This is a genomic window from Brevundimonas sp. AVps23W, from assembly GCF_058681395.1.
The window spans coordinates 591,135-612,517 of record NZ_CM178738.1; the positions used below are offsets into that span (position 1 = coordinate 591,135).

Consider the following 21,383-nt stretch of genomic DNA (forward strand, 5'->3'; position numbering starts at 1 on the left):
TTCGCGTCAACTGTTGGTTAAGAAGGCCCGCCATGTCCCAATCTCATCCGCTTCTGGTCGCCGCTGAAGACGGGGCGGGCGCCGTTCCGATCCGCTTCGTCGGACCCAAGGACGTTCTGGACGGCGCCGTAAGGGCATGGGCCGAGTTGCACGGGTTCGAGGGCAAGGCCGGTCAGTTGTTGATCGCGCCCCAGGGCGAGGGGATCGGGGCGGTGCTGGTGGGGACCGGCGGGGCCTTCGATCCGATGGTGGCGCGGGGGCTGTCGGCCCGTCTGCCGGGGGGGCTGTACCGGCTGGAGCTTCGGCCCGAAGAAGCGGGCAAGGCGGCCCTGGCCTTCCTGCTGGGGGCCTATGTGTTCGACCGGTACAAGGCGCGGCCGGACAAGGCGCCGGTCAGGTTGGTCGCGCCTGAGGGGCTGGATGTCGCCGAGACCGCTCGGATCGTCGCCGCCTGCGCCCTGGCGCGCGAGATGGTGGACACCCCCGCCGCCGACATGGGGCCGTTGCAGATCGAGACCATCGCCCGCGAGACCGCCGAGAGCGCCGGGGCCGTGATCACCGTGACCGAGGGCGAGGCCCTGCTGGAGGCGAACTACCCCGCCGTCCACGCGGTCGGTCGGGCGGCGGCGGCGCACCGGGCGCCGCGGCTGATCGAGATCGGCTGGAAGCTGGACCAGACCGACTTGCCGCTGGTGGCCCTGGTCGGCAAGGGGGTGGTGTTTGACACCGGGGGGCTGGACCTGAAACCCGCCGCCGGGATGCGGAACATGAAGAAGGACATGGGCGGATCGGCCCACGCCCTGGCCCTGGGGCGGCTGGTGATGCAGGCCGATCTGCCGGTGCGGCTGGTGGTGATCGTGGCGGCGGTGGAGAATGCGATCTCGGCCGACGCCTTCCGGCCGGGCGACATCCTGAACAGCCGCAAGGGCATGACCATCGAGATCGGCAACACCGATGCGGAGGGGCGGCTGATCCTGGCCGACGCCCTGACTCGGGCGGGCGAGCATGAGCCGGACCTGACCCTGGACTTCGCCACCCTGACCGGGGCGGCGCGGGTCGCCCTGGGGCCGGACCTGCCGCCCCTCTATACCGACGACGAGGCCCTGGCGGCGGGGCTGCTGGCGGCGGGGGGCGAGGTGGGCGATCCCCTGTGGCGGATGCCGCTGTGGGCCGGCTATCGGGGGGCTCTGGACACCGAGATCGCGGACCTGAAGAATGACTCCTCGGCCTGGGCTCAGGCGGGGTCTGTGACCGCCGCCCTGTTCCTGCAAAGGTTCGCGCCCACGACCGGCGCCTGGGTCCATATGGACATCTTCGCCTGGAACCCTCGCGCCCGGCCCGGCTTCCCCGAAGGGGGCGAGGCCCAGGCGCTAAGGGCTTGTTTCCAGTATCTAAAAACAAGGTTCTGTTGATTTTTCTGGGAAAATTGACCGGCGTTAACGGCCCCTAAGCCATAGGGAGATAAGACTGTGGGCTCAATCTTCGCGAGCCCACGTTTGACCGACGTCCTCGATCTTCTTCCGCCCGGCGACCGCCTCGCTCGCCCCGACCTCGCCGAACAGGCGCTGGAAGGGCTGGTGCGCGCCTCTGCCTATCGCAAGACCGAGGCCATGCACTGCCGCGTCGCCGTGGCCGATATTCTGTCGGACCGGGACACGCGCATCGACCAACTGCTGCACGGCGAAGCCTTCGATGTGCTGGACCGGGCCAATGGCCTCGCTTGGGGCCGGGCCCGTCGCGACGGGGTGGTCGGCTGGGTGGTGCTGGACAGCCTGTCGGCGGGCGCGCCCCTGGCTACCCGCCGGGTCGCCGCCGTGGACGCCGCCCTGCCGCTGAACGCCCTGGTGGTCGAGACCGCCGAAGGGGTGACGGAGGCGGATCTTCAGCCCGTCGGAGAGTTCGAGCGCGACCTGGTCGCCGTGGCCGAACGCCTGCTGGGGCGACCGCACGAACTGGGCGCCCGGTCCTCGATCTCGACCGACTGTTCCGGCCTGGTGCAGCAGGCTCTGCTGGCCTGCGGCCTGCCGGGGACGCGCCATTCGAACGCCCAGGCCGAGCTGGGTCATGGCGTGTCCGTTGACGCCCTGAAGCGCGGGGATGTCGTGGTCTGGCTCGCGCCCGCCGGCGATCATGACTGGACCGGCCATTCGGCCCTGATGATCGACGCCGAGCGGATCATCCATTCGACCGGCGATAAGGGTGGGGTGGTGATCGAAGCCCTGGCCGAGGTCGAGGCGCGCCTGACCGCCGAAGGCTTCGCCACCGCTGTGTTCCGCCGCCTCTGACGCGGGACGTCCCGGTCTCGCCGCCGGAATTGCACGGTCGTTCGAAACCGGTGCAATCTGTGCAATTGGCGACCAAGGCGCTGTTTTGGCTTGTGAAAGCTGAGCGATGAAATTGCACTGTGCAATTGGGTCGGCTGGGGCCGGCGAAATAGACTCAATCCACTGAGAAAATTTTGAGTCTATTTGAGTCTATTCTTTCGACCATAGGTAGCGCTTCAGCCTCGGGCGCCCGCGTGCGTGGCTTGCTTGCGATGTCAAAGACCCAGATCCGATCATAAGCTCGTTCTGGAACGCGTCAGGTCGAACCCTGCAGAATTTCTTCAAGGTCTTGAACCGGCGCGGTCTTTTTCGCAAAATTGCGCGCGCTGAACCCTAGTCCCGCATCGTCCGCATCGCCCCCAGGCGGGCGAAGGCCAGGGTCAGGGCCTTGCGGCGGGCGGGCGCGAGGGGCGTCGCCGGGGCTTCGCGCACCACGGCCCCGCCGAACCCATCGGCGACGATCAGGCCCGGCTGGTCCGGCAGGACGGCTTGCGGGAACTCGGGGGCGACGGCGAAATAGAAGGCGTCGCAGAAGGGGGCGTACTCGTGCCATTTGCGATCGACGCGATAGTCGTCGATCCCCGACTTCACCTCGCAGATGACGATGTCGCCCCGCCGCCCGATGGCCATGACGTCGGCGCGTCGCCCATTGGGCAGGCCGACCTCCAGCAGGGGCGCATAGCCCAGATCCTGCATCAGCCGCGCCGCCCCCCCCCGTGACCGACAGGGTGGTTTCCGGCCGGCTGAAGACCAGTTCGAGATGGAGGGCGGCAGCGGCCATGCCGGATTTATGTTCCGGATATGTTCTAAAGGCAAGCGGCCTGTCGTCTGGCGAGGACGATCAGTCTCTATGGCGGAGCGCAACGCGTTGCTGGCCTGGGAAGGTAGTTGGGCATCGCAGGTGGCTCGCCTTTGCTCAGGCTTCAGGGTCAGAATCGTCTTGCGACTTGATGCGGCCGATCAGCGTACCCAGTAGGTACTGCGCTTCCCGCCCGACATCACCATCGTTCGGTTTCAGGGCGTCGCATTGGAGCATCCACCGCGCGGAGTAGGTGCCGTGCTGTTGGCAAAACGCCTCTAATGCGGCGATCACGCGTTCATGGGCTGCCAGTTTGTCGAGGGTGGAAAGTGGGATCATTTGAACCTCCTTTGGTCGGGAAGTTCAGGATGGAATTACGATCCGGCTTCGACAATGCACCGGGCACGTATGGTTTAAGCACTCACGTAAGGCATGACCTTTTCAACAGAAGGCTCAGGGCCTTCTGTTGACGTTGGCAAGTTTGATTCCCGCTCATAATGCGGTTGCTGGCCAAGGACGCGGGTCAGGTCTGTACCCTCGGACGAGACGTAGAATTTCTATCCGAGGGCAAAGTCCACGCCCTAGGCGATCTCCTCGACCGAGCCGTCCAGGGACATCAGGGCCAACTCGACCTCCAGGTGTTCATGGCGATGCTTGATGGCGTCGCGCAGGGCGTGAAGCTGCTGGGTGTGGATGGCCAATTCCTTGTCGGGGGTATCGACGGCCTCTGCGCCGAGGAAGACCTTGTAGGCGCCGCAGTCGCGGTGGTCGATCACCATGACCTTGTGGATGTGGTGCAGGTCGATGGCGACGTCCAGGTGGGTCCAGAAGGTCTCGCCCCAGCTGGGGAATTTGTCGGTCAGGGCGCCCAGGGAGGCGCCGGCCAGGACGACGTGGTCGTATTTGTCGTGCAGGCCATGGCCTTCCATATAGGCGACGGTGTCGTCGGTCAGACGATAATCCATGCAGGTCAGCAGCAGGATATCGGTGTGGCCCCGCGCGCGGGCGACGCCCGGCGCCAGGGTGGACATCAGGCTGACGCCGGCGCCCAGGGCGATCAGGCCAAAGGCGCTCCGGCGCGACAGGGAGGGGGTGTGGTGAGCACAGCAGCCGTTCATGGGGGTCGCTCCGTGGTTGATGCGACACCACGGGTATCTGTGTTCGGTAAGCTTGACTATTAGGTAGTCGTCCGGGCCGGGGCGGCAATCCGTCCTTAAGGATGAAGGGCCTTTCCGCCCCGTTCCGCTAGCGTCCGGTGCTGACCACCCGGCTCATGTCCAGGCCCAGGGCGCGGGCGCGGGCCAGCAGGCGGGTGCGCTCCGCCGTCGAGGCGTTCTGGTCGCGGTGCCAGATCCACCAGTCGGACTTGTTCGGCAGGGCCAGGATGGCCCAGCTGTATTCAGGATCGTGGTCCCAGACCCAGTAGTTCTGGCCCGCCAGGCCGCCGAAGCTGAGCAGGCCGGGCAGGGTGAAGCGGAATTTGGCGTTGGTCGAGGTGTCGGCGATGCGGGCGTTGGCGCGTAGCACCTCGTCGCGGCCGTCGGCGCGGCGAGTGCAGGTCACGGTCAGTCGATAGCGGTCGGCCCTGTCCTGAGGCGTGAAGTCGATCTGCGCCCGGCTGCAATCCTTCTGGACATCGTTGTGGCTGCGCTCGATCTCGAACCACCGGCCGTCGAACCGGTCCAGATCGATGTCGCGCGACTGGGCCTGAACCGCACAGGGCAGGGCGACCAGAGAGGCGGCGATCAGGGAAGCGGCGATCAGGGCGGCGCGCATCACGGGGCGTATCCTCGTTCGGTTTTGGGAGAATACGTCGGGCCGGCCTGTTTGGTTTGCCCGTGTGCGCTCGACGGTCAGGTCGGGGGATTACGCCGGCGCGCCTTCGACTGGGGCGTCTTTGGGCGCTGGGTCTTGGGCCATGATCGACCTGATCCAAAATCAGAGCCCTGTCTCAGTTATGCGACAGTTGGAGTGATTGAATGCTGAATTGCCAACTATGCGTATTCAAAAAGTTTCCATTCATTAACCAGTAAAGAGCTTGTGTTGACGCCGTTCGAATTCGTCTTCGGAAGATGTTTTTGTACAAATATATCTTCAAAATTAGAGATTCGCTGTGTCCGACATAAAAGAGAAGATCGTAACCTGGAATTCGCGTGAGCGGGAAATAGGAGAGGTTGTTCACAGTCGAGCCAGCAAACATCTCGAGAAGGCTCTGCTTGACGCCTATAAAGTCATAGATCCAACGCTGGCGTCGTTGCCGCGTGACGTTTGGGAAAATGAAAAGAAAAAATTCTCATTCATAGCCAGGGGTAATTTTCCGGCCGAGTATTTCGAGCAGCAGGCTGTAATTACGGAAAACATATCCAGCAGCCTCGATTTTGCGACATATCTCAGCAAAACCTACGCCGCCTATGCCGCCGGGCTGGCGTCAGGTCTGATGAAGGAGCAGCGCTGGAATGAGAAGAATTCAGATGAGTTGATGCTGAGTCTGATGCGGTCCGTCTTCTCGGACGCCAGTGTCGTGATGTTCAACTATTTTCAGATTCTCAACGCCAAGGCTGACGAACAACGGGCGATTGTCGAAGCGGAACGCCAGTTGGTCGCGGACGAGCAGAGTGCGGTGGTCACTGCACTGGCCGATAGTCTGAAGCGATTGTCGCAGGGCGACCTGACCGCGCGGATTTCGGCGCCCTTCAATGGGCGCTACCAACAGATCAAGGATGACTTCAACGTGGCCATCGACAGCCTGCGCGAGGCCATGACCGCGATTGCGGCCTCCACCAGCGGATTGCGGGCTGGGTCGGATGAGATCGCCGCCGCCTCGGACGACCTGTCTCGTCGCACCGAACAGCAGGCCGCCAGCCTGGAACAAACCGCCGCCGCCCTGGACGAGATCACCGCCACGGTGAAGCGCAGCGCAGAAGGGGCCAAACAGGCCTCCATGGCCGCCTCCGACGCCACCGTCGGCGCCGCCAAGTCTGGCGACGAGATGCAGGATGCGGTGGCCGCCATGGGCGAGATCGAGGAAAGCTCGAAACAGATCACCAATATCATCGGCGTGATCGACGAGATCGCCTTCCAAACCAATCTGCTGGCCCTGAACGCGGGGGTCGAGGCGGCTCGCGCCGGCGACGCCGGTCGCGGCTTTGCGGTGGTCGCCCAGGAGGTGCGGGCCCTGGCCCAGCGATCGGCGGAAGCGGCGCGGGAGATCAAGACCCTGATCGCCAGCAGTACGGGCCAGGTGGAGCGCGGCGTCAAACTGGTCGGCGACACCGGCAAGGCCCTCTCCGGGATCGTGACCAAGATCGCCGACATCGACAGCTTGGTCTCCGAGATCGCACAGTCGTCTCAGGAACAGGCGACCGGGCTCAATGAGGTCAACACCGCCGTCAATCAGATGGACCAGGTGACCCAGCAGAACGCCGCCATGGTCGAGCAGGCCACCGCAGCCGCCTCCAGTCTGCGGTCGGAGGCCGGCGAGCTTGAGCGATTGGTGTCGCGCTTCCAGACCGGTGAATCGGCGCGGTCGGCTGTTCGCGCCGCGCCTACGCCGGCCAGCCGTCCCACGCCGGGGCGCAGCACCGCCTCCCAAGGTCGAGACAAGGTCGTGCCCCTGGTTCGACCCCGCGCGACCCAGGGCAATGCCGCGCTTAAGGACTGGGAAGAGTTCTGACGACCCAGGCCGGGGTTAAAGCCCGAGCTTCGCCCGGTTGACGGCCCAGTCGGCGCGCGTCTGACCCCAGAGATGGACGGGCAGATCGGCGAAGGGTTCGGGCAGGCGGGTAGGGCCGCGCGGAGCCGAGCCCAGGCGTTCGGCCAACCGGATCGATGCCTTATTGTCCAGGTCGATCGTGTGCACGACCTCGTCCCAGCCCAGGACGTCGAACGCGTAATCGATCGCAGCGACGGCGGCTTCCAGCGCATAGCCCCGGCCCATGGCGTCCGGATGCAGGGACCAGCCGACCTCGGGCCCCGGCCAGCCGTGGGGGCGCCACGGCCCGATCCGCCCGAGCCACCGGCCGGTGGTTTTCTCAAGCACCGAGAAGAAGCTCTCGCCGGTCAGGCTCCAGGCGCCGGCGACGGTCGCCATGATCCGCCAACTCTCGGCCGGCGTCTTGGGGCCGCCGATGAAGCGCGTCGCATCGGGATCGGCCTGGAACTCGGCCCAGCGAGGAAAGTCCTCCAACGTCGGCGGACGCAGGATCAAGCGTTCGGTCTCAATGCGGATTTCGGTCACAGCAGATACTCCCGTTCCAGCGCATACTGGCTGCCGTCGCCGGTCAGGACGCTGGAATAGAGGCCGAAGCGGTCGATGCGGATGGGGGGCGAGTGCAGCAGATTGTGGCCCGCCATCCAGGCGCCGATCCGGTCCGGGTTGGTCTGGGGCTTCAGATAGGCCAGGGTGACGTGGGGGCGGTAGTCGCGGGCCTCCAGGGTCAGGCCCGCGCGTTCAGCGGCCTTCTTGCAGCGGCCCGCCAGGACGGTCAGCCGTTCGTTGGGCGTCTCGACCCCGGCCCAGAGGGTGTGGCTGCGGTGGTCGTCGCCGAAGGCGCCGACGCCCTTCAGCCCGATCTCGAACGGGCCGCCGGCGACGCGGGCCAGTTCGGAGGCCAGGTCGTCGGCCCGGCGTTCGTCCGTCTCGCCATAGAAGGCCAGGGTGACGTGCAGGGCGTCCAGCGGCCGCCAGCGCGCGCCCGGCAGGCCCGACTGGCGGCGTTTCAGCGTCTCCGTGACGTCCGGCGGCAGGGTCAGGGCGGTGAACAGGCGCAACATGCGACCGAAGGTAGCGGTCGGAACTGCGCCTTCCAAGTCCGGTTTTCCTTGCACTGAAGGCCGTGGCTCCCGATATTCGAGCCCTGTGACCGGAGAAGTCTCTTCGGCCAATCGGAGAAAGTTCGTCGCCATGAGCGATTTCAACAACGGCTACGCCCGCCCCCTGCCGCAGACGGCCGATATGTCGGTGGACGCCGGCCTGCGCGGCTTCATGCTGGGCGTCTATAACAAGCTGGCCCTGGGCCTCGTGGTCGCCGCGGCGCTTGCCTATGCGACCGGCAATGTGCCGGCGGTGCAGCAACTGCTTTACACCGTCGGTCCCGATGGGCGGATGGGCATGACCATGCTGGGCATGGCCATCCAGTTCGCGCCTCTGGTGCTGATCTTCGGTTCGATGTTCTTCATGAAGAACCCGACGGCTGGCGCGACCAACATCCTCTACTGGCTGGTCGTGGCGACCATGGGCGCCTCGCTGGGTTGGGTCTTCCTGCTTTACACCGGCGCAAGCGTGGCCTCGACCTTCCTGGTGACGGCGGCGGCCTTCGGCGGTCTCAGCCTGTACGGCTATACGACCAAGCGCGACCTGTCGCCGATGGGCACTTTCCTGATCATGGGCGTGATCGGCCTGATCATCGCCTCGCTGGTGAACATGTTCTGGCCGAACGGCGTCCTGTACTGGATCATCAGCGCCGCCGGGGTGCTGCTGTTCTCGGGTCTGATCGCCTTCGACACCCAGCGTCTGAAGATGAGCTATTACGCGATCGAGGGCGACAAGAACGCCATGGGCGTGGCCACCAGCTACGGCGCGCTCAGCCTGTTCATCAACTTCGTGAACCTGTTCCTCTTCCTGCTGCGCTTTATGGGCGGCAACCGGAACTAAGACCTGTCGTCAGACGGATGCGGAAAGGGCCCCTCGCGGGGCCCTTTCTTTTTGCGGCATAGTGTTTAGGCCTTGGCTCGACCAAATGGGGGTGAGCGATGTTGAAACGCGGACGGAGCTTGGCAGGGCTGGTCGCAAGCTTGCTCATTACGTCGTCGCTCGGGGGGTGCCTGACATTGGCCGCCATCCAGAGGGCCAATGAGGAACGAGAAGTTTCGCAACGTTTGCATGCGGGGGCCGTCGAGCAATCCTGGTTCGAACGCGAGGGATTTCCACTTTCGGGCAATGTCGAGGTGAAGACGCCGACAAACATTGCGACGCCGGACGGCTCTCGGCCGGTGGAGCCGGAAACTCTGACTTGCGAGGGGCTGTCCGCCAGACTGATCCCAGACACACCGCATCATCGCTGGGTTCTGGAACATCGATTAGGCTTTGCGCTGGAGCCCGGCGGCGAATGGCGAAGCGGCGTTCCGGGGCTGCATCGCTGGGCTTGGCCGGAAAGCCCAGCCTATGTCCAAGATGTCGAATGCGGTTCCGGCGGCGTGTTCAGCTTCCCGAAGATACCCGACGGGCGGTACTTCTTCATGGCGGGTCTCAACTCACCTTCTTATGATTCCGCAAGCCGAGTGGACTTCGTCCTGAAGCCCGTAGTCGTTTCGGGTGGGCGTCAACGGCCGCAGCTGATAGTCGCCATGCAGTATGGGGTCGTCTCACGACCGTCGCAGAAATAGGCCCCGTTTTAATCCACCACCTGGAACTTTCGTCCGTCGAACACCCGCAGGACCTGGGCCAGGTCGCGGCCGCGTTTGAGGATCTGGCCGCCTTCGCCGATGACGGCCCACTGGCCCTGGCGCGCCTGGAGGGCTGGGCGTTTCTCGATGCGGTAGAGGGGGGCGTCGCCCGAGCGGCGGAAGACGGCGAACTCGGCGAAGTCCTTGTGGCCGACCATGGCGTAGTCGCGCCATTCCCCCTGGGCGACCATACGGCCGTAGACCCGCAGGATCGGGTCCAGTTCACGCCGGTCGAAGAAGACCGGGCCGGCGGAGGGCGGCGCCTCGTGCGGGTTCATGCTCATGACCTGAACTTAGTCGCCCTCTGATGCAGCGCCAGAGGGGCGGGCAAGCGAAGAAAATGCAAGCGACACCAAATGGCCCTGTTTCGGTCCTTCGCCCGCCTGTTTGGGCGGCGAAATATCGATCATCGGCTCGTCGGAGTTCGGAAGCGTCCGGATCCTGAACAGCCCCCCCCCAGCCCCCTGGATGTTTCCACCAAGGGCTCCGGCGGCCGATGCTTCCTCCAAGCGAGCGCCCGCCTTGCCGATCCCCTCCCCCTCCCAGGCAAGGCGGGTGTTTCGCTGTCTGGAGCCAGGTCCGGATCGGATGCGCCATGGTCGGCTCCCGATCCGGACTCGTTCCGGCCCCGGGTTCTTTCTGGATTCAGGCCTTCAGCGGGATTTCCAGGTTCACCGTCACCGTATCGCCGTTGCGGCGCGCCTCGACCGCGACTGCGCCCGCCGATCCGCGCAGGGCCTCCGCCGTCGCGCGGGCGTCGGCGACCGGCGTCCCTCCGACCGAGGTGATGATGTCGCCGGCGATCAGTTCGCCCTGGGCCGCCAGTGACCCGCCTTCGACAGCGACGACCTGAACCTCGCCGTCGAGATCGCGCAGCGTCGCGCCGTAAGCCAGAACCCAGTCCGCGCCGATCTGGACCGCGCTCTCGACCGGGGTCGCGACCGTCAGGGACGTCGAGGCCTCGTGTCCGGCGCGCAGATAGACGACGCTCAGGCTCGACCCCGGCGCGGCTATGCCGACCGTGGCGTTGACCGAGCCGGCGTTGGCCACCGGCCGGCCCTGGATGCGGGTGATGACGTCGTCGTCGCGCAGGCCCGCCTGCTCGGCCGGGGAGCCGGGCGCCACATCGGCGACCACGGCGCCGCGCACGATGCCCAGCCGCATCTGGCGAGCGCGTTCGGCGGTCAGGGAGGCGAAGATGGCGCCGGTCTCGCCGCGCTTGACCGCGCCGTGGGCGCGCAGCTGGTCGGCGACATAAAGCATGATCCGGGTCGGCACGGCGAAGGCGATGCCGTCATTGCCCCCACCCATGCCGCCCGACAGGATGGCGGTGTTGATGCCGATCAGCCGGCCCCGGCTGTCCAGCAGCGGTCCGCCCGAATTGCCCGAATTCACGGCCGCGTCGGTCTGAATATAGTCCTCGACCGCATCGCCCAGGCCCGAACGGTTCAGGCCCGAGATGACGCCCATGGTCAGGGTCTGGTCCAGGCCCAGCGGATAGCCGACTGCAAAGGCCAGGTCGCCGGTGCGCAGGGTGTCGGAATCGACCGTCTGCACCTGTTTCAGGTTCAGCGGCCGGCCGTCGGGCACGATCTTCAGCACAGCGATGTCGGTGGCCTTGTCCGCCCCGACCAGGACGGCGTCGAACAGCCGGCCGTCGGTCAGGTCGACGGTGAATTTCCGCCCGTTCTCGACCACGTGGTTGTTGGTGATCAATATGCCCTGGGCCGCATCGACGATGACGCCCGAGCCCGAGGCGTAGGGTTTGGGATCATCGGCGTCCGAGCTGGGGCCGCGCGACTGGCCCAGGGTCGTCACCTGGACCACGGCGGGCAGGGAGGCCTCCAGGCCGGCGGCGAAACTGAAAACCCCGCGCCGGGCGTCATAGGGAAGATAGCTGGGGCCGGATTGCGCCGGGGACTGCGCAAGGACCGGGCCGGCGAAGGCCAGCAGGACGGCCGCAAGAGCGAGGGTCGAAGCGGCCGTGGAGCGAAGCGTCATGTATAGTCCCTTGATCGAACCGCGACCCTAACCCGAGTTCTCGCGCATGACGATGGCCTCTGTAAGACGGCGTCTCTGTGGTCGGCGCCTGTCGTCGGTGCAGGAACAGGCTTGCGTCGCGGCCGTTCTCGCATGACCATCAGCGGACGCGAACACCCCGGAGCCGCCGCATGAGCCAGACGACGTTTGACCGCGCCCGCTCGGGCTCGACAACGTTTGACCGCCTGTTCCGTGAGCATCCGCGCCAGGTCGGCGAGACCTATTTCCAGCATATGGCCGCTTCGGCCGCCTTCGGTTTTCGCCTGCTGCGGCTGGCCGGCGCCGCCTTCGCCCACGCCCTGGTGCCGGGCGTTCACACGACCACCGTCTCCACCGCCGTGCGGGGCATGGCCCAGGAGATGGGCGGCCGGGCGGAAGAGGCGAAACAGAGCCGGATGCGCGACGCCGGGGTGTGGGACGTGGGGCTGTAGTCGCCTCCTGAACCGCCCGGTCATGCAATTGCCGGGGTTCGTGCTATATAGGCCGGCTAAACCGCATCCAGGATCGCCGCCTTGAGCATCACGCTCGATCTTTCCCGTGTCTCGAACGCGCCCGCTTTGAAAGCCCCCGTCAACCTGTCCGGTCTGACGCGTGCGGGTCTGCGCCAGGCGTTGATCGACGCGAATGTCTGTCCGCCCGAAAAGGCCAAGATGCGCGCCAGCCAGGTGTGGAGCTGGATCCACCACTACGGCGTCACCGAGTTTTCGGCCATGAGCAATGTGGCCAAGGACATGCAGGCCAAGCTGGCCGAGCATTTCACCCTGGCTCGCCCCGAGATCGTCGAACGCCAGGTGTCCAAGGACGGCACCCGCAAATGGCTGATCCGCACCGCCCCGGGCATCGAGATCGAGACCGTCTATATCCCCGACGTGGGCCGGGCCGGCGCCCTGTGCGTGTCCAGCCAGGTCGGCTGCACCCTGAACTGCACCTTCTGCCACACCGGAACCCAGAAGCTGGTCCGTAACCTGACCGCCGCCGAGATCGTGGCCCAGGTCCAGGTCGCCCGCGACGACCTGGAGGAATGGCCGTCGCCCAAGGAAGACCGCCGCCTGTCGAACATCGTCTTCATGGGCATGGGCGAGCCGCTCTACAATCTGGACCACGTCGCCGACGCCATCGACATCATCTCGGACAATGAGGGCATCGCCCTGTCGCGGCGCCGGATCACGGTCTCGACCTCGGGCGTGGTGCCGCAACTGGACGCCCTGGGCACGCGCACGGCGGCCATGCTGGCCATCAGTCTGCACGCCACCAACGACGCCCTGCGCGACGTCCTGGTGCCGCTGAACAAGAAATATCCGCTGGACCAGCTGATGGCGGGCATCCGGGCCTATCCGGGCCTGTCGAACGCGCGCCGGGTGACGTTCGAATACGTCATGCTGAAGGGCGTCAACGACAGCCCCGACGAAGCGCGGGCCTTGCTGAAGTTGATCGAGGGCATACCGGCCAAGATCAACCTGATCCCGTTCAACCCCTGGCCGGGCGTCGAATACGAATGCTCGGACTGGAAGACGATCGAGCGTTTCGCCGCCATCCTGAACAAGGCCGGCTACGCATCGCCCATCCGCACGCCGCGCGGCCGCGACATCCTGGCCGCCTGCGGGCAGCTGAAGTCCGAAAGCGAGAAGGTGCGAGCGAGCGCGCTCAGGAAGGCGGAGCAGGCGGCGGCTTAAAGTCTCTCCGACCTTCCCCCGCTTGTGGGGGAAGTGTCAGGCCGTGGCGCGAAGCGACACGCCTGACGATGGGGGAAGTCTTCCTTTGAGCGACGCTCCCCTCTCCGACCCTCCGCTGCGCGGACGCCGGGGATGGTCTCTCCCGCAAGCGGGAGAGGGGCTATTTGAAGTCGAGACCCGTGTTCGACACATAATGTCACGTACTGTGTCTCCGTCGCGCTTGCGGATTGGGGCGGCAATCGGGCAAGGCGTGTGGACATGGACCCCTCACTGACGAACGTCCTGTCGAGCGCCGAGGTGCAGGCTTTCGCCTCGGGCTTTCCGGTCATGGTCATGCACCTGGCCGTCACCCTGCTGCTGCTCGCGGCAGGGGCGGCGATCTACGCCATGCTGACGCCGTGGAAGGAGATCGCCCTGATCCGCGAAGGCAATCCGGCCGCTGCGGTCGCCTTCGCCGGGATATTGGTGGGTCTGGCCATTCCGCTGGCCGTGTCCCTGTCGGTTTCGACCTCGGTGCGCGACATCGCCATCTGGGGCGTGGCGACCCTGGTGCTGCAACTGTTGGCCTTCCGGGTCGTGGACCTGATGCTTCACGGCCTGCCGCAGCGGATTAAGGACGGCGAGGTTTCGGCCGCGGTGGTCTTGGTGGGGGCCAAGCTGGCGACCGCCCTGATCCTGTCCGCCGCCCTGACCGGCTGAGCGGCGAACGGGTCGCATCATGCAATTCCCCCGCCTGCCGGACTGGGCCATCTACAGCGCGGTCGCGGGCGTGCTGCTGGCGGTGTCGCTGGGCCGGCGCGAGAACGCCGACGCCCCGCCTGCGCCGCCGCCGCCGGACGAGATCGAGGGCGCCCTGCTGGGGCCTGTCACTCCGTTCGACACGACAGTGACCCTGGATGCGCCGGACACCCCCTTTACGCCCCAGTCCGGCACCGCCTTCTCCATCGCCGGACGCGGGCGTTGGGTCACCGCCCGCCATGTGGTCGAGGGCTGTCGTCGCCCGGCCCTGGTCATCGGCGGCGGCCGGGCCGTGGCCGCCGACGTGCGTCTGGCGCCGCGCGCCGACGTGGCCCTGCTGATCACCGACGGCGGACCACCCGCCCTGCCGGTCGCCGCCGACGAACGGTTGCGCAAGGGCCAGCGCGCCTTTCATCCGGGCTTTCCCCAGGGGCGAGCCGGGGAGGTGACTTCGCGTCTGCTGGGCCGCGAGACCCTGAAGGTGTTCGGGCGCGGCGCCCATGACGAACCGGTCCTGGCCTGGGCCGAGGTCGGACGCACCGACGGGCTGGAAGGGACGCTGTCGGGTCTGTCAGGGGCGCCGGTGATGGACGGGCGCGGCCGCGTCCTGGGGGTCACCATCGCCGAGGCGCCGCGTCGAGGCCGGATCTACACCACGGCGCCCGAGTCTTTCGCTCCCGCCATTCGCGGCGAACAGCGCGCGGACGAGGTGGCGCTGGGCGAGCCGGTGACCATCGACAACTATGGCCGAGTGGCGGATGCGCTGAGGCGGGACCTGCGGGTGGCGCAGGTGGTGTGTTTGTCGGTTTAGGTGGGATCGTTGATCCGTCACCCTCGGGCTCGTCCCGAGGGCCCACGCGTCCGACCCACGATCAGGGACCTTGAACACGACGACCGGAACGCCGCACCCATCCGCCCGTGCGGCGGATGGGTGGGTCCTCGGGACAAGCCCGAGGATGACGGCGTCTGGGGTTTGGCCCCTACTTCAGAGAGCCGCTGTTCAGGTTCAGATCCCCCGCCTCGATGACCTCGAGGTTCGGGTGTTTGGCCTTCAGGGCGTCGAGGAACAGCGAGCCGTCGCCGACGATCACCAGGCTGGCGCGATTGACCGGCAGGTGTTCGGCGAAGGCGGCCTCGACCTGTTCCGGGGTTACGGCGCGGATGCGGCCGGCGTAGTCGGCGAGGTCGCTCATCGGCAGGTCATACAGGGCCAGGTTGGCGACCAGGGAGCCCAGGCCGTCCACCGTCTCCAGCGAGCGGCCGAAGCCGCCGATCAGGGTGGCGCGGCGCGGGGCCAGGTCGGCCTGGGTCGGGGTCTCGGTTCCCAGTTTGGCGATCTCGGCCAGGATCAGGTCGGCGACCTCGTCGGCGGTCTCGTTCTTGGTCTGGGTCGAGGCGGTGAAGACCCCGGCGTCGGCGCGGACGCCCAGCGAGGATCCCGCGCCGTAGGACAGGCCGCGCTTGATGCGGATCTCCTGGTTCAGCCGCGACGAGAAGCCGCCGCCCAGCAGGGTGTTGCCCACCGTCAGCGGGAAATAGTCGGCGTCGGTGCGCGACACGCCGCGGATGGCGGCGACCACGGCGGCCTGGCCGGCGCCGGGCTGGTTCACCACGATGATGCGCGGAGCCAGGGCCTGACCGGCGGGGTTGGCCGTGGCGGCCGGCGCAGTTCCGGCCGGGCGCCAGTCGCCGAACGCCTGTTGCGCCAGGGCGCGGGCGGCGGCGGGGGCGATGTCGCCGGAGAAGACCAGGGTGGCGTCCGACGGGCGATAGCGGGCGGCGTGGAAGGCGGCGACGTCGGCCGGGGTGATGGCCGGCACCGTCTGCTGCGTCAGGGTCGCGCCATAGGGGGCGTCGCCATAGATGACGCGGCCCACGGTCATGCTGGCGATGGAGCCCGGCTGGCTGAGGGCGACGCGCAGGCCGTCCAGGGCCTGGGCCTGCTGACGCTCCAGCTCTTCGGCGGCGAAGACCGGGTTCTTCACCAGATCGGCCATCAGGGCGACCGTGGCCGGGAAGGCGTTGGCCGGGGCGTTGGCGTAGACATTGGTGAAGTCCACGCCGGCGCCGGCGCCGATGGAGGCGCCCAGCTGTTCGATCTCGGTCGCGATCTCGGGCGCCGACTTGGTCTTGGTGCCCTGGGTCAGCAGGGCGGCGGTCATCGACGCGATCCCGGCCTTGCCGGAGGGATCGTCGGACGAACCGGCGTCGAAGCTGAGACGGGCCGAGACCAGCGGCAGGCCGTCGGTCGGGGCGACCAGGACGCGCAGGCCGTTGGACAGGCGGAAGTCAGCGACGGTCGGGGTGGCGGGCGCCACCTCCGCCCCCGGCTGCGGCAGGGCCGCTCGCTCGGCCTCGGGCAGCAGGACGGCCGGGGTTCCCGCCGGCGCCAGGTCGGCGACCTTGACGGGGGCGTCCACGTTCATCTTCTGAACCGAGGGCGGGTTCTGCTCGTCAGCGGCCAGATAGCGGATCGTCGATTGGCGCTGGGGCGTCAGATATTTGCGGGCCACACGCTGAACGTCGGCGATGGTGACCGCCTGAATCTGGGCGATCTCGCGGTCGGCGGCGGCGGCGTCGCCGGTGTTGATCAGGGCGAAGCCCAGCGCCACGGCGCGGTCGTCCACGGTCTCGCGGCTGCGCAGGGCGTCGGCGACGATCTCGTTCTTGGCTTCGGTCAGTTCGGCGGCGGTGACGGGCGCGTCGCGCAGCTTGGCGATCTCGGCGTTCAGGGCGGCGATCCCCTCTTCGGCCGTGTGCCCTTGGGCCATGATGGCCAGAGCGGTCAGATTGCCGGCCTGCTGGGCGAAGTCGGGCGTCGAGCCGATCTGGGCGGCGATCTGCTGATCATAGACCAGCGAGCGATACAGGCGGCTGCTCTCGCCGGTTGACAGAATGCCGTCCAGCACGGTCAGGGCGGCGCGGTCCGCGTCGGCGTATTTGACCGTCGGCCAGCCGACCACGACGGCGGGCAGGGGGACGTTCGGCGCATAATAGGTGGCGTCACGCGGGGCGGTCGGCTCGGGCTCGACGACATTATTGGCCGGAAGAGGCGTGGTCGGGTTCTTAAGCGGGGCGAAATACTGGTCGATCCAGCGGTCCAGCTGGGCCTGGTCGAAGTTGCCGGCCACGATCAGATAGGCGTTGTCGGGCCGGTAGTAGGTGGCGTGGAAACGCAGGACGTCATCCAGGGACGAGGCCTCCAGCTCCTCGATCGAGCCGATGCCGGCGCGGCGATAGGGGCTTTCCTGGTACAGGGTCTCGGGCACGAACAGGCCGAACAGACGGCCATAGGGATTGGCCAGGATGCGCTGGCGGTATTCTTCCTTCACCACGTCGCGCTCGGCGACGAAGGTCGGCTCGTCCACGACCAGAGAACCCATCCGCTCGGCCTCGGCGAACAGCATCCGCTGCAGGTGGTTGGCGGGGACGGTTTCGAAATAGGCGGTGGTGTCGTCGGCGGTGAAGGCGTTGTTCGACCCGCCCACATCCTCGGTCAGCCGGTCGAAGGTCTCGGGCGGCAGGTTCTTGGTCGCCTTGAACATCAGGTGTTCGAACAGGTGGGCGAAGCCCGAACGGCCGGCCGGATCGTCCTTTGACCCGACCTTGTACCAGACCTGGACCGTCACGTTCGAGGTGTCGGCGTCGCGGGCCGTATAGACCTCAAGCCCGTTCGGCAGCACGCGCTTGGCGAAGCCCAGCGGCGGGACAGTGACGCCCTGCGGCGCCTGGGCGGCGGCGGTTGCGGCTGCGGGGGCCGGGGCGGCGAAAGCGGGCGCGGTTAGTCCCAGCAGCAGGGCTGAGGCGGCGACGGTGACGGTCAGGCGGAATTTCATCGAGGTCTCCAGGCCCGGAGGGCGGGCGAGGCGAGCCTATCAGTCTGGCTTCTGAGTGCACCTTACGGAGCTGTAATGATGGTCGTGGGGGCGCAAAAAGGCGGCGCGCTTCGGGCGGGAACTGGTCTGTATTTCAAAAATGACGCAAATTTGTCACCATTGGATCAATTGAAATCAATGCTGAAAAATAACAGTAGAAATGCGTCCATCAAGAAATGGCAACCGCGACAATTGAGTGACATTCATTAAGTCAATTTAATGCAGATGTGGATGTGGGCTTGGCGGTGTCGATCAGCTCGATAACGTCTCCCTCCGGGCGCTCGTGTGGCGCCCTTCAGGTCGTTTGTGACCTTTTATACTCAATTGGAGGGGTACTAAATTGAGCATCTACCGCATTCGTCGAAGCCTTCTGGCCGGCACCATTATTAGCGGCCTGGCTGCCGTGGGAGGCTTGGCGCCGGTTCTGGTCGCGCCGACGCCCGCCATGGCTCAGGATATCTCCTCCGGCACCCTGACCGGTTCGGTGGTTGGCGAGGGCGGCGCCCCGGTCGCCGGCGCCACGGTCGAGATCCAATCGGCGGAACAGGGCTTCAGCCGCTCGGCCACGACGAACGCCGGAGGCGACTTCCGGGCCGCCCTGCTGCCGATCGGCCGCTATACGGTCACCATCACGGCGCCCGGCTACGCCCCGGTGGCGCAGTCGGTGCAAATCGCCCTGGGCGGCGTCTCGTCCTATAACTTCAGCCTGACCGAGGGTTCGTCGGACACTGTGGGCGAGATCGTGGTGACGGCGGCGCGCCGGAACCTGGATTTCAATGAGACGACCACGGGCCTGACGGTCGATGTGCAGGACTTGGTCAAGACCACGCCGGTCGGTCGCAGCATCGCCTCCATCATCCTGCTGGCGCCGACCACGGTGCCGGGCGACAGCGCCTTTGGCGACGTGCCCTCGATCGGCGGATCGTCGGTGGCCGAGAACGCCTATTATGTTAACGGCCTGAACATCACCAACTTCGACACCTATATCGGCGGATCCACCGTGCCGTTCGATTTCTATCGGTCGGTCGAGGTCAAGACCGGCGGCTATGCCGCCGAGTACGGTCGCGCTACGGGCGGCATCGTCAATGCGGTGACCAAGTCGGGCTCGAACGACTTCTATATGGGTCTGCACGGCAACTACGCGCCCGACAGCCTGCGGTCTCAGTCGCCGGACACCTATTCGACCGCCAACTCGCTGTACGAGGCCGATTCAAACTCCACCACGGTTGAGTTGGGCGGCCCGATCATCAAGGATCGGCTGTTCTTCTATGGTCTGACCGAGTTCCGCGATAACGAGAGCACGTCTTACAGCATCACGAGCGACAAGAAGACGATCAGTAAATCAAATGATCCCTTCTACGGTGTCAAGCTGGACGGATACGTCACCGACGACCACCATCTGGAGTTCACCTGGTTTGACTCGACGCGTGAGACGAACTCCGACATCTATGATTGGAATCACGAGACTGGGGAGCTTGGCGGTCAGACGGGCACGAGCTACTCTCAAACAGGTGGTGAGAGTTTTGTGGCTCGCTATACTGGTACATTAACCGATTGGCTGACGATTTCGGCTGCCTATGGGAAAAATAAAGAAAATCAACCCTCAGGAAGCGGCTCTCCCACCGATTCGTATGCTTATGATAACCGCAAGAATGCGAGCGGAAATGTTATAGGTCTCGTGTCAGATCAGACGGGCTCGACCTATACTTCTATTCGGGACACCGAGCGGGAGTTCTGGAGGTTTGATGCGGATGTTTATTTCGATTTCTTCGGAAAACACCATGTTCGGGCGGGTGTTGATCACGAAGACCTGTCTCTGGAGCGTACGACAGCGACGAATGGGGGGCACTATTACAGATATTACACCGCCGGCACAACTTCGGCTCTGGTTTCTGGGGGGAATATTACTGCAGGTCAGACCTATGTCCGGGTCAATACCTACAATGCTAGCGGCAAGTTTGAAAATCAGAACGAAGCCTATTATCTTCAAGACTCGTGGGACGTGAACGACCAACTGACGCTGAATCTGGGCGTCCGGCTCGACAAGTTCGATTTGAATAGCGGCTCGGGCGAGACGATCGTGTCGTTCGACAACGAGATCGGGCCGCGTCTGGGCTTCACCTTCGATCCGCTGAATGACGGTCGTAGTCGCTTCTATGGTTCCTACGGACGCTATTATCTGCCTGTCGCGTCCAATACGGCCTTCCGCATGTCTTCGGCGGAGTTGAGCATCAGCGAGTATTTCCTCGTTGATCAGTCCACGCCCTATGATGAGAACGGCCTGCCGAATCTCGGCGCGCAGATTGTCGGTTACTCGGGTGCGGTCACATGTCCCTCGGGCGGGATCGGTACGGTCGGCGTCTCGGGCTGCGGCGTGACGGCGGACGGTTCGATGCCCTCGACCGAGTCCCTGGTCGCCAAGGATCTGGAATCGACCGCCGAGGATGAGTTTCAGTTCGGTTATGAGCGCAAGATCGGCGATCTTTGGACCGTTGGAGCCAACTACACCTATCGCAAGTTGCTTCGAAACGCCGAGGACGTCGCGATCGACGCGGCCGTCGTGAACTATTGCGAGGAACAGGGAATCTCCGGCTGCGGCAGCATCTGGTCGGGCTTCCACCAGTATGTCGTCGTCAATCCGGGCTCGTCGGCGACCATCACTCTGGCGGATCCTTTGCCGGGCGAAACCGAGGTACGGACGATTGAATTCTCGGCCGAAGAGCTGGGCTATCCCGAGGCCAAGCGCATGTACCAAGCGCTGGAACTCACCTTCGAACGCGCCTTCGACGGCGTCTGGGGGCTTCGCGGCTCCTATGTCTTGTCCAAGAGCGAGGGCAATACCGAGGGTTATGTGAAGTCGGACAACGGTCAGTCCGACGCCGGCATCACGCAGGACTTCGACCAACCGGGTTTGACCGAAGGCGCCTATGGTCTTCTGCCGAACCACCGGGCCCACGTCTTCAAGCTGTTCGGTTCGTACCAGGCGCTGCGTGACCTGACGGTCGGCGGCAATCTGACCGTGGCTTCGCCGCGTCACTACGGCTGCATCGGCTACTACCCCGACAAGACCAATTACGCCTATATTTACGGGGCCTCGTCCTATTACTGCAACGGTGAGGCTACGCCGCGCGGCACGCAGATGACGTCAGACTGGGAGACCACCGTTGACGTTTCGCTGCGTTACACCGTGCCGGTCAGCATTCCCGGAGACTTGGTCCTGCGGGCGGACATCTTCAACCTGTTCGACTCCGACGCCGTCACCGACCTCTACGAGTTCGGCGACCTGAGCGCGGCGGACGGCGCCAACCCCTACTACGGTCTGCCGACCAGCTATCAGTCGCCGCGCTATGTTCGCATTGGCTTCGACTGGACCTTCTGAGCCTCGGCTGAGAAGGCAAGACTGAAGGAGGGCGGCGGGCCAGTCTCGCCGCCCTTTTTCGTGGGTGCTTCTTGAGGCGCTTCCTGAAGGATGCGGCGGGTCTCGCCTCAG

At 65.6% G+C, this 21,383-nt stretch carries 18 protein-coding genes and 1 pseudogene; 10 read left to right on the forward strand and 9 right to left on the reverse strand.

Features of this window, described 5'->3' with window-relative positions:
* The first annotated feature begins 32 nt into the window (after positions 1–32).
* Positions 33–1,412: a leucyl aminopeptidase family protein gene (locus tag ACW177_RS02865; protein WP_492027159.1), complete on the forward strand. Its 1,380-nt coding sequence runs from the start codon at positions 33–35 to the stop codon at positions 1,410–1,412.
* Between the two features lie 84 nt (positions 1,413–1,496).
* Positions 1,497–2,285 (forward strand): C40 family peptidase, encoded by a 789-nt coding sequence (locus ACW177_RS02870; protein ID WP_492027160.1) that lies wholly within the window; start codon positions 1,497–1,499, stop codon positions 2,283–2,285.
* A gap of 372 nt (positions 2,286–2,657) precedes the next feature.
* Here the strand turns inward: ACW177_RS02870 and mmcB are convergent.
* From mmcB to ACW177_RS02890, 4 genes and pseudogenes are all read right to left on the reverse strand, one after another.
* Positions 2,658–3,105 (reverse strand): annotated as a pseudogene (gene mmcB / locus ACW177_RS02875) (DNA repair putative endonuclease MmcB).
* Between the two features lie 135 nt (positions 3,106–3,240).
* Positions 3,241–3,462 (reverse strand): hypothetical protein, encoded by a 222-nt coding sequence (locus ACW177_RS02880; RefSeq protein WP_492027161.1) that lies wholly within the window; start codon positions 3,460–3,462, stop codon positions 3,241–3,243.
* Positions 3,463–3,704: 242 nt separating this feature from the next.
* On the reverse strand, positions 3,705–4,241 hold the full coding sequence (locus ACW177_RS02885; protein WP_492027162.1) for a carbonic anhydrase: 537 nt from the start codon (positions 4,239–4,241) through the stop codon (positions 3,705–3,707).
* A gap of 127 nt (positions 4,242–4,368) precedes the next feature.
* Positions 4,369–4,899: a lipocalin family protein gene (locus ACW177_RS02890; RefSeq protein WP_492028059.1), complete on the reverse strand. Its 531-nt coding sequence runs from the start codon at positions 4,897–4,899 to the stop codon at positions 4,369–4,371.
* A 337-nt stretch (positions 4,900–5,236) separates the two neighbouring features.
* On the opposite strand from ACW177_RS02890, the gene ACW177_RS02895 reads away from it, so the two are divergent.
* On the forward strand, positions 5,237–6,796 hold the full coding sequence (locus ACW177_RS02895) for a methyl-accepting chemotaxis protein (protein WP_492027163.1): 1,560 nt from the start codon (positions 5,237–5,239) through the stop codon (positions 6,794–6,796).
* 15 nt (positions 6,797–6,811) lie between these two features.
* Here ACW177_RS02895 and ACW177_RS02900 read toward each other — a convergent pair whose 3' ends face one another.
* On the reverse strand, positions 6,812–7,360 hold the full coding sequence (locus ACW177_RS02900; protein ID WP_492027164.1) for a GNAT family N-acetyltransferase: 549 nt from the start codon (positions 7,358–7,360) through the stop codon (positions 6,812–6,814).
* A complete protein-coding gene (thpR, locus tag ACW177_RS02905) occupies positions 7,357–7,896 on the reverse strand; it encodes an RNA 2',3'-cyclic phosphodiesterase (protein ID WP_492028060.1) in 540 nt (179 codons plus the stop codon). The genes ACW177_RS02900 and thpR overlap by 4 nt, the downstream gene beginning before the upstream one ends.
* Before the next feature lie 130 nt (positions 7,897–8,026).
* Here thpR and ACW177_RS02910 point away from each other — a divergent pair, with 130 nt between their 5' ends.
* Positions 8,027–8,776: a Bax inhibitor-1/YccA family protein gene (locus ACW177_RS02910; protein WP_492027165.1), complete on the forward strand. Its 750-nt coding sequence runs from the start codon at positions 8,027–8,029 to the stop codon at positions 8,774–8,776.
* 176 nt (positions 8,777–8,952) lie between these two features.
* Entirely contained in the window at positions 8,953–9,507 is a 555-nt protein-coding gene (locus ACW177_RS02915) for a hypothetical protein (RefSeq protein WP_492027166.1), read from the forward strand.
* Between the two features lie 8 nt (positions 9,508–9,515).
* Here ACW177_RS02915 and ACW177_RS02920 read toward each other — a convergent pair whose 3' ends face one another.
* The gene (locus ACW177_RS02920; protein ID WP_492027167.1) at positions 9,516–9,851 is read right to left on the reverse strand and encodes a DUF2794 domain-containing protein; all 336 of its coding nucleotides are present in this window, start codon (positions 9,849–9,851) and stop codon (positions 9,516–9,518) included.
* Between the two features lie 361 nt (positions 9,852–10,212).
* On the reverse strand, positions 10,213–11,568 hold the full coding sequence (locus ACW177_RS02925; RefSeq protein ID WP_492027168.1) for a trypsin-like peptidase domain-containing protein: 1,356 nt from the start codon (positions 11,566–11,568) through the stop codon (positions 10,213–10,215).
* Positions 11,569–11,738: 170 nt separating this feature from the next.
* Between ACW177_RS02925 and ACW177_RS02930 the strand changes: the two genes are divergently transcribed.
* From ACW177_RS02930 to ACW177_RS02945, 4 genes are all read left to right on the forward strand, one after another.
* The gene (locus ACW177_RS02930; protein ID WP_492027169.1) at positions 11,739–12,038 is read left to right on the forward strand and encodes a DUF6356 family protein; all 300 of its coding nucleotides are present in this window, start codon (positions 11,739–11,741) and stop codon (positions 12,036–12,038) included.
* Positions 12,039–12,119: 81 nt separating this feature from the next.
* Entirely contained in the window at positions 12,120–13,280 is a 1,161-nt protein-coding gene (gene rlmN, locus ACW177_RS02935; RefSeq protein WP_492027170.1) for a dual-specificity RNA methyltransferase RlmN, read from the forward strand.
* A gap of 258 nt (positions 13,281–13,538) precedes the next feature.
* Positions 13,539–13,979 carry a DUF350 domain-containing protein gene (locus ACW177_RS02940; RefSeq protein ID WP_492027171.1) on the forward strand — a complete coding sequence of 147 codons (441 nt, stop codon included), beginning with the start codon at positions 13,539–13,541 and terminating at the stop codon, positions 13,977–13,979.
* A gap of 19 nt (positions 13,980–13,998) precedes the next feature.
* Positions 13,999–14,829 (forward strand): S1 family peptidase, encoded by an 831-nt coding sequence (locus tag ACW177_RS02945; protein WP_492027172.1) that lies wholly within the window; start codon positions 13,999–14,001, stop codon positions 14,827–14,829.
* Between the two features lie 169 nt (positions 14,830–14,998).
* Here ACW177_RS02945 and ACW177_RS02950 read toward each other — a convergent pair whose 3' ends face one another.
* Positions 14,999–17,854 carry a M16 family metallopeptidase gene (locus ACW177_RS02950; protein ID WP_492027173.1) on the reverse strand — a complete coding sequence of 952 codons (2,856 nt, stop codon included), beginning with the start codon at positions 17,852–17,854 and terminating at the stop codon, positions 14,999–15,001.
* 379 nt (positions 17,855–18,233) lie between these two features.
* On the opposite strand from ACW177_RS02950, the gene ACW177_RS02955 reads away from it, so the two are divergent.
* Positions 18,234–21,272, forward strand: coding sequence for a TonB-dependent receptor (locus tag ACW177_RS02955; protein ID WP_492027174.1), 3,039 nt, complete (start codon positions 18,234–18,236; stop codon positions 21,270–21,272).
* The last annotated feature ends 111 nt before the right edge of the window (positions 21,273–21,383 follow it).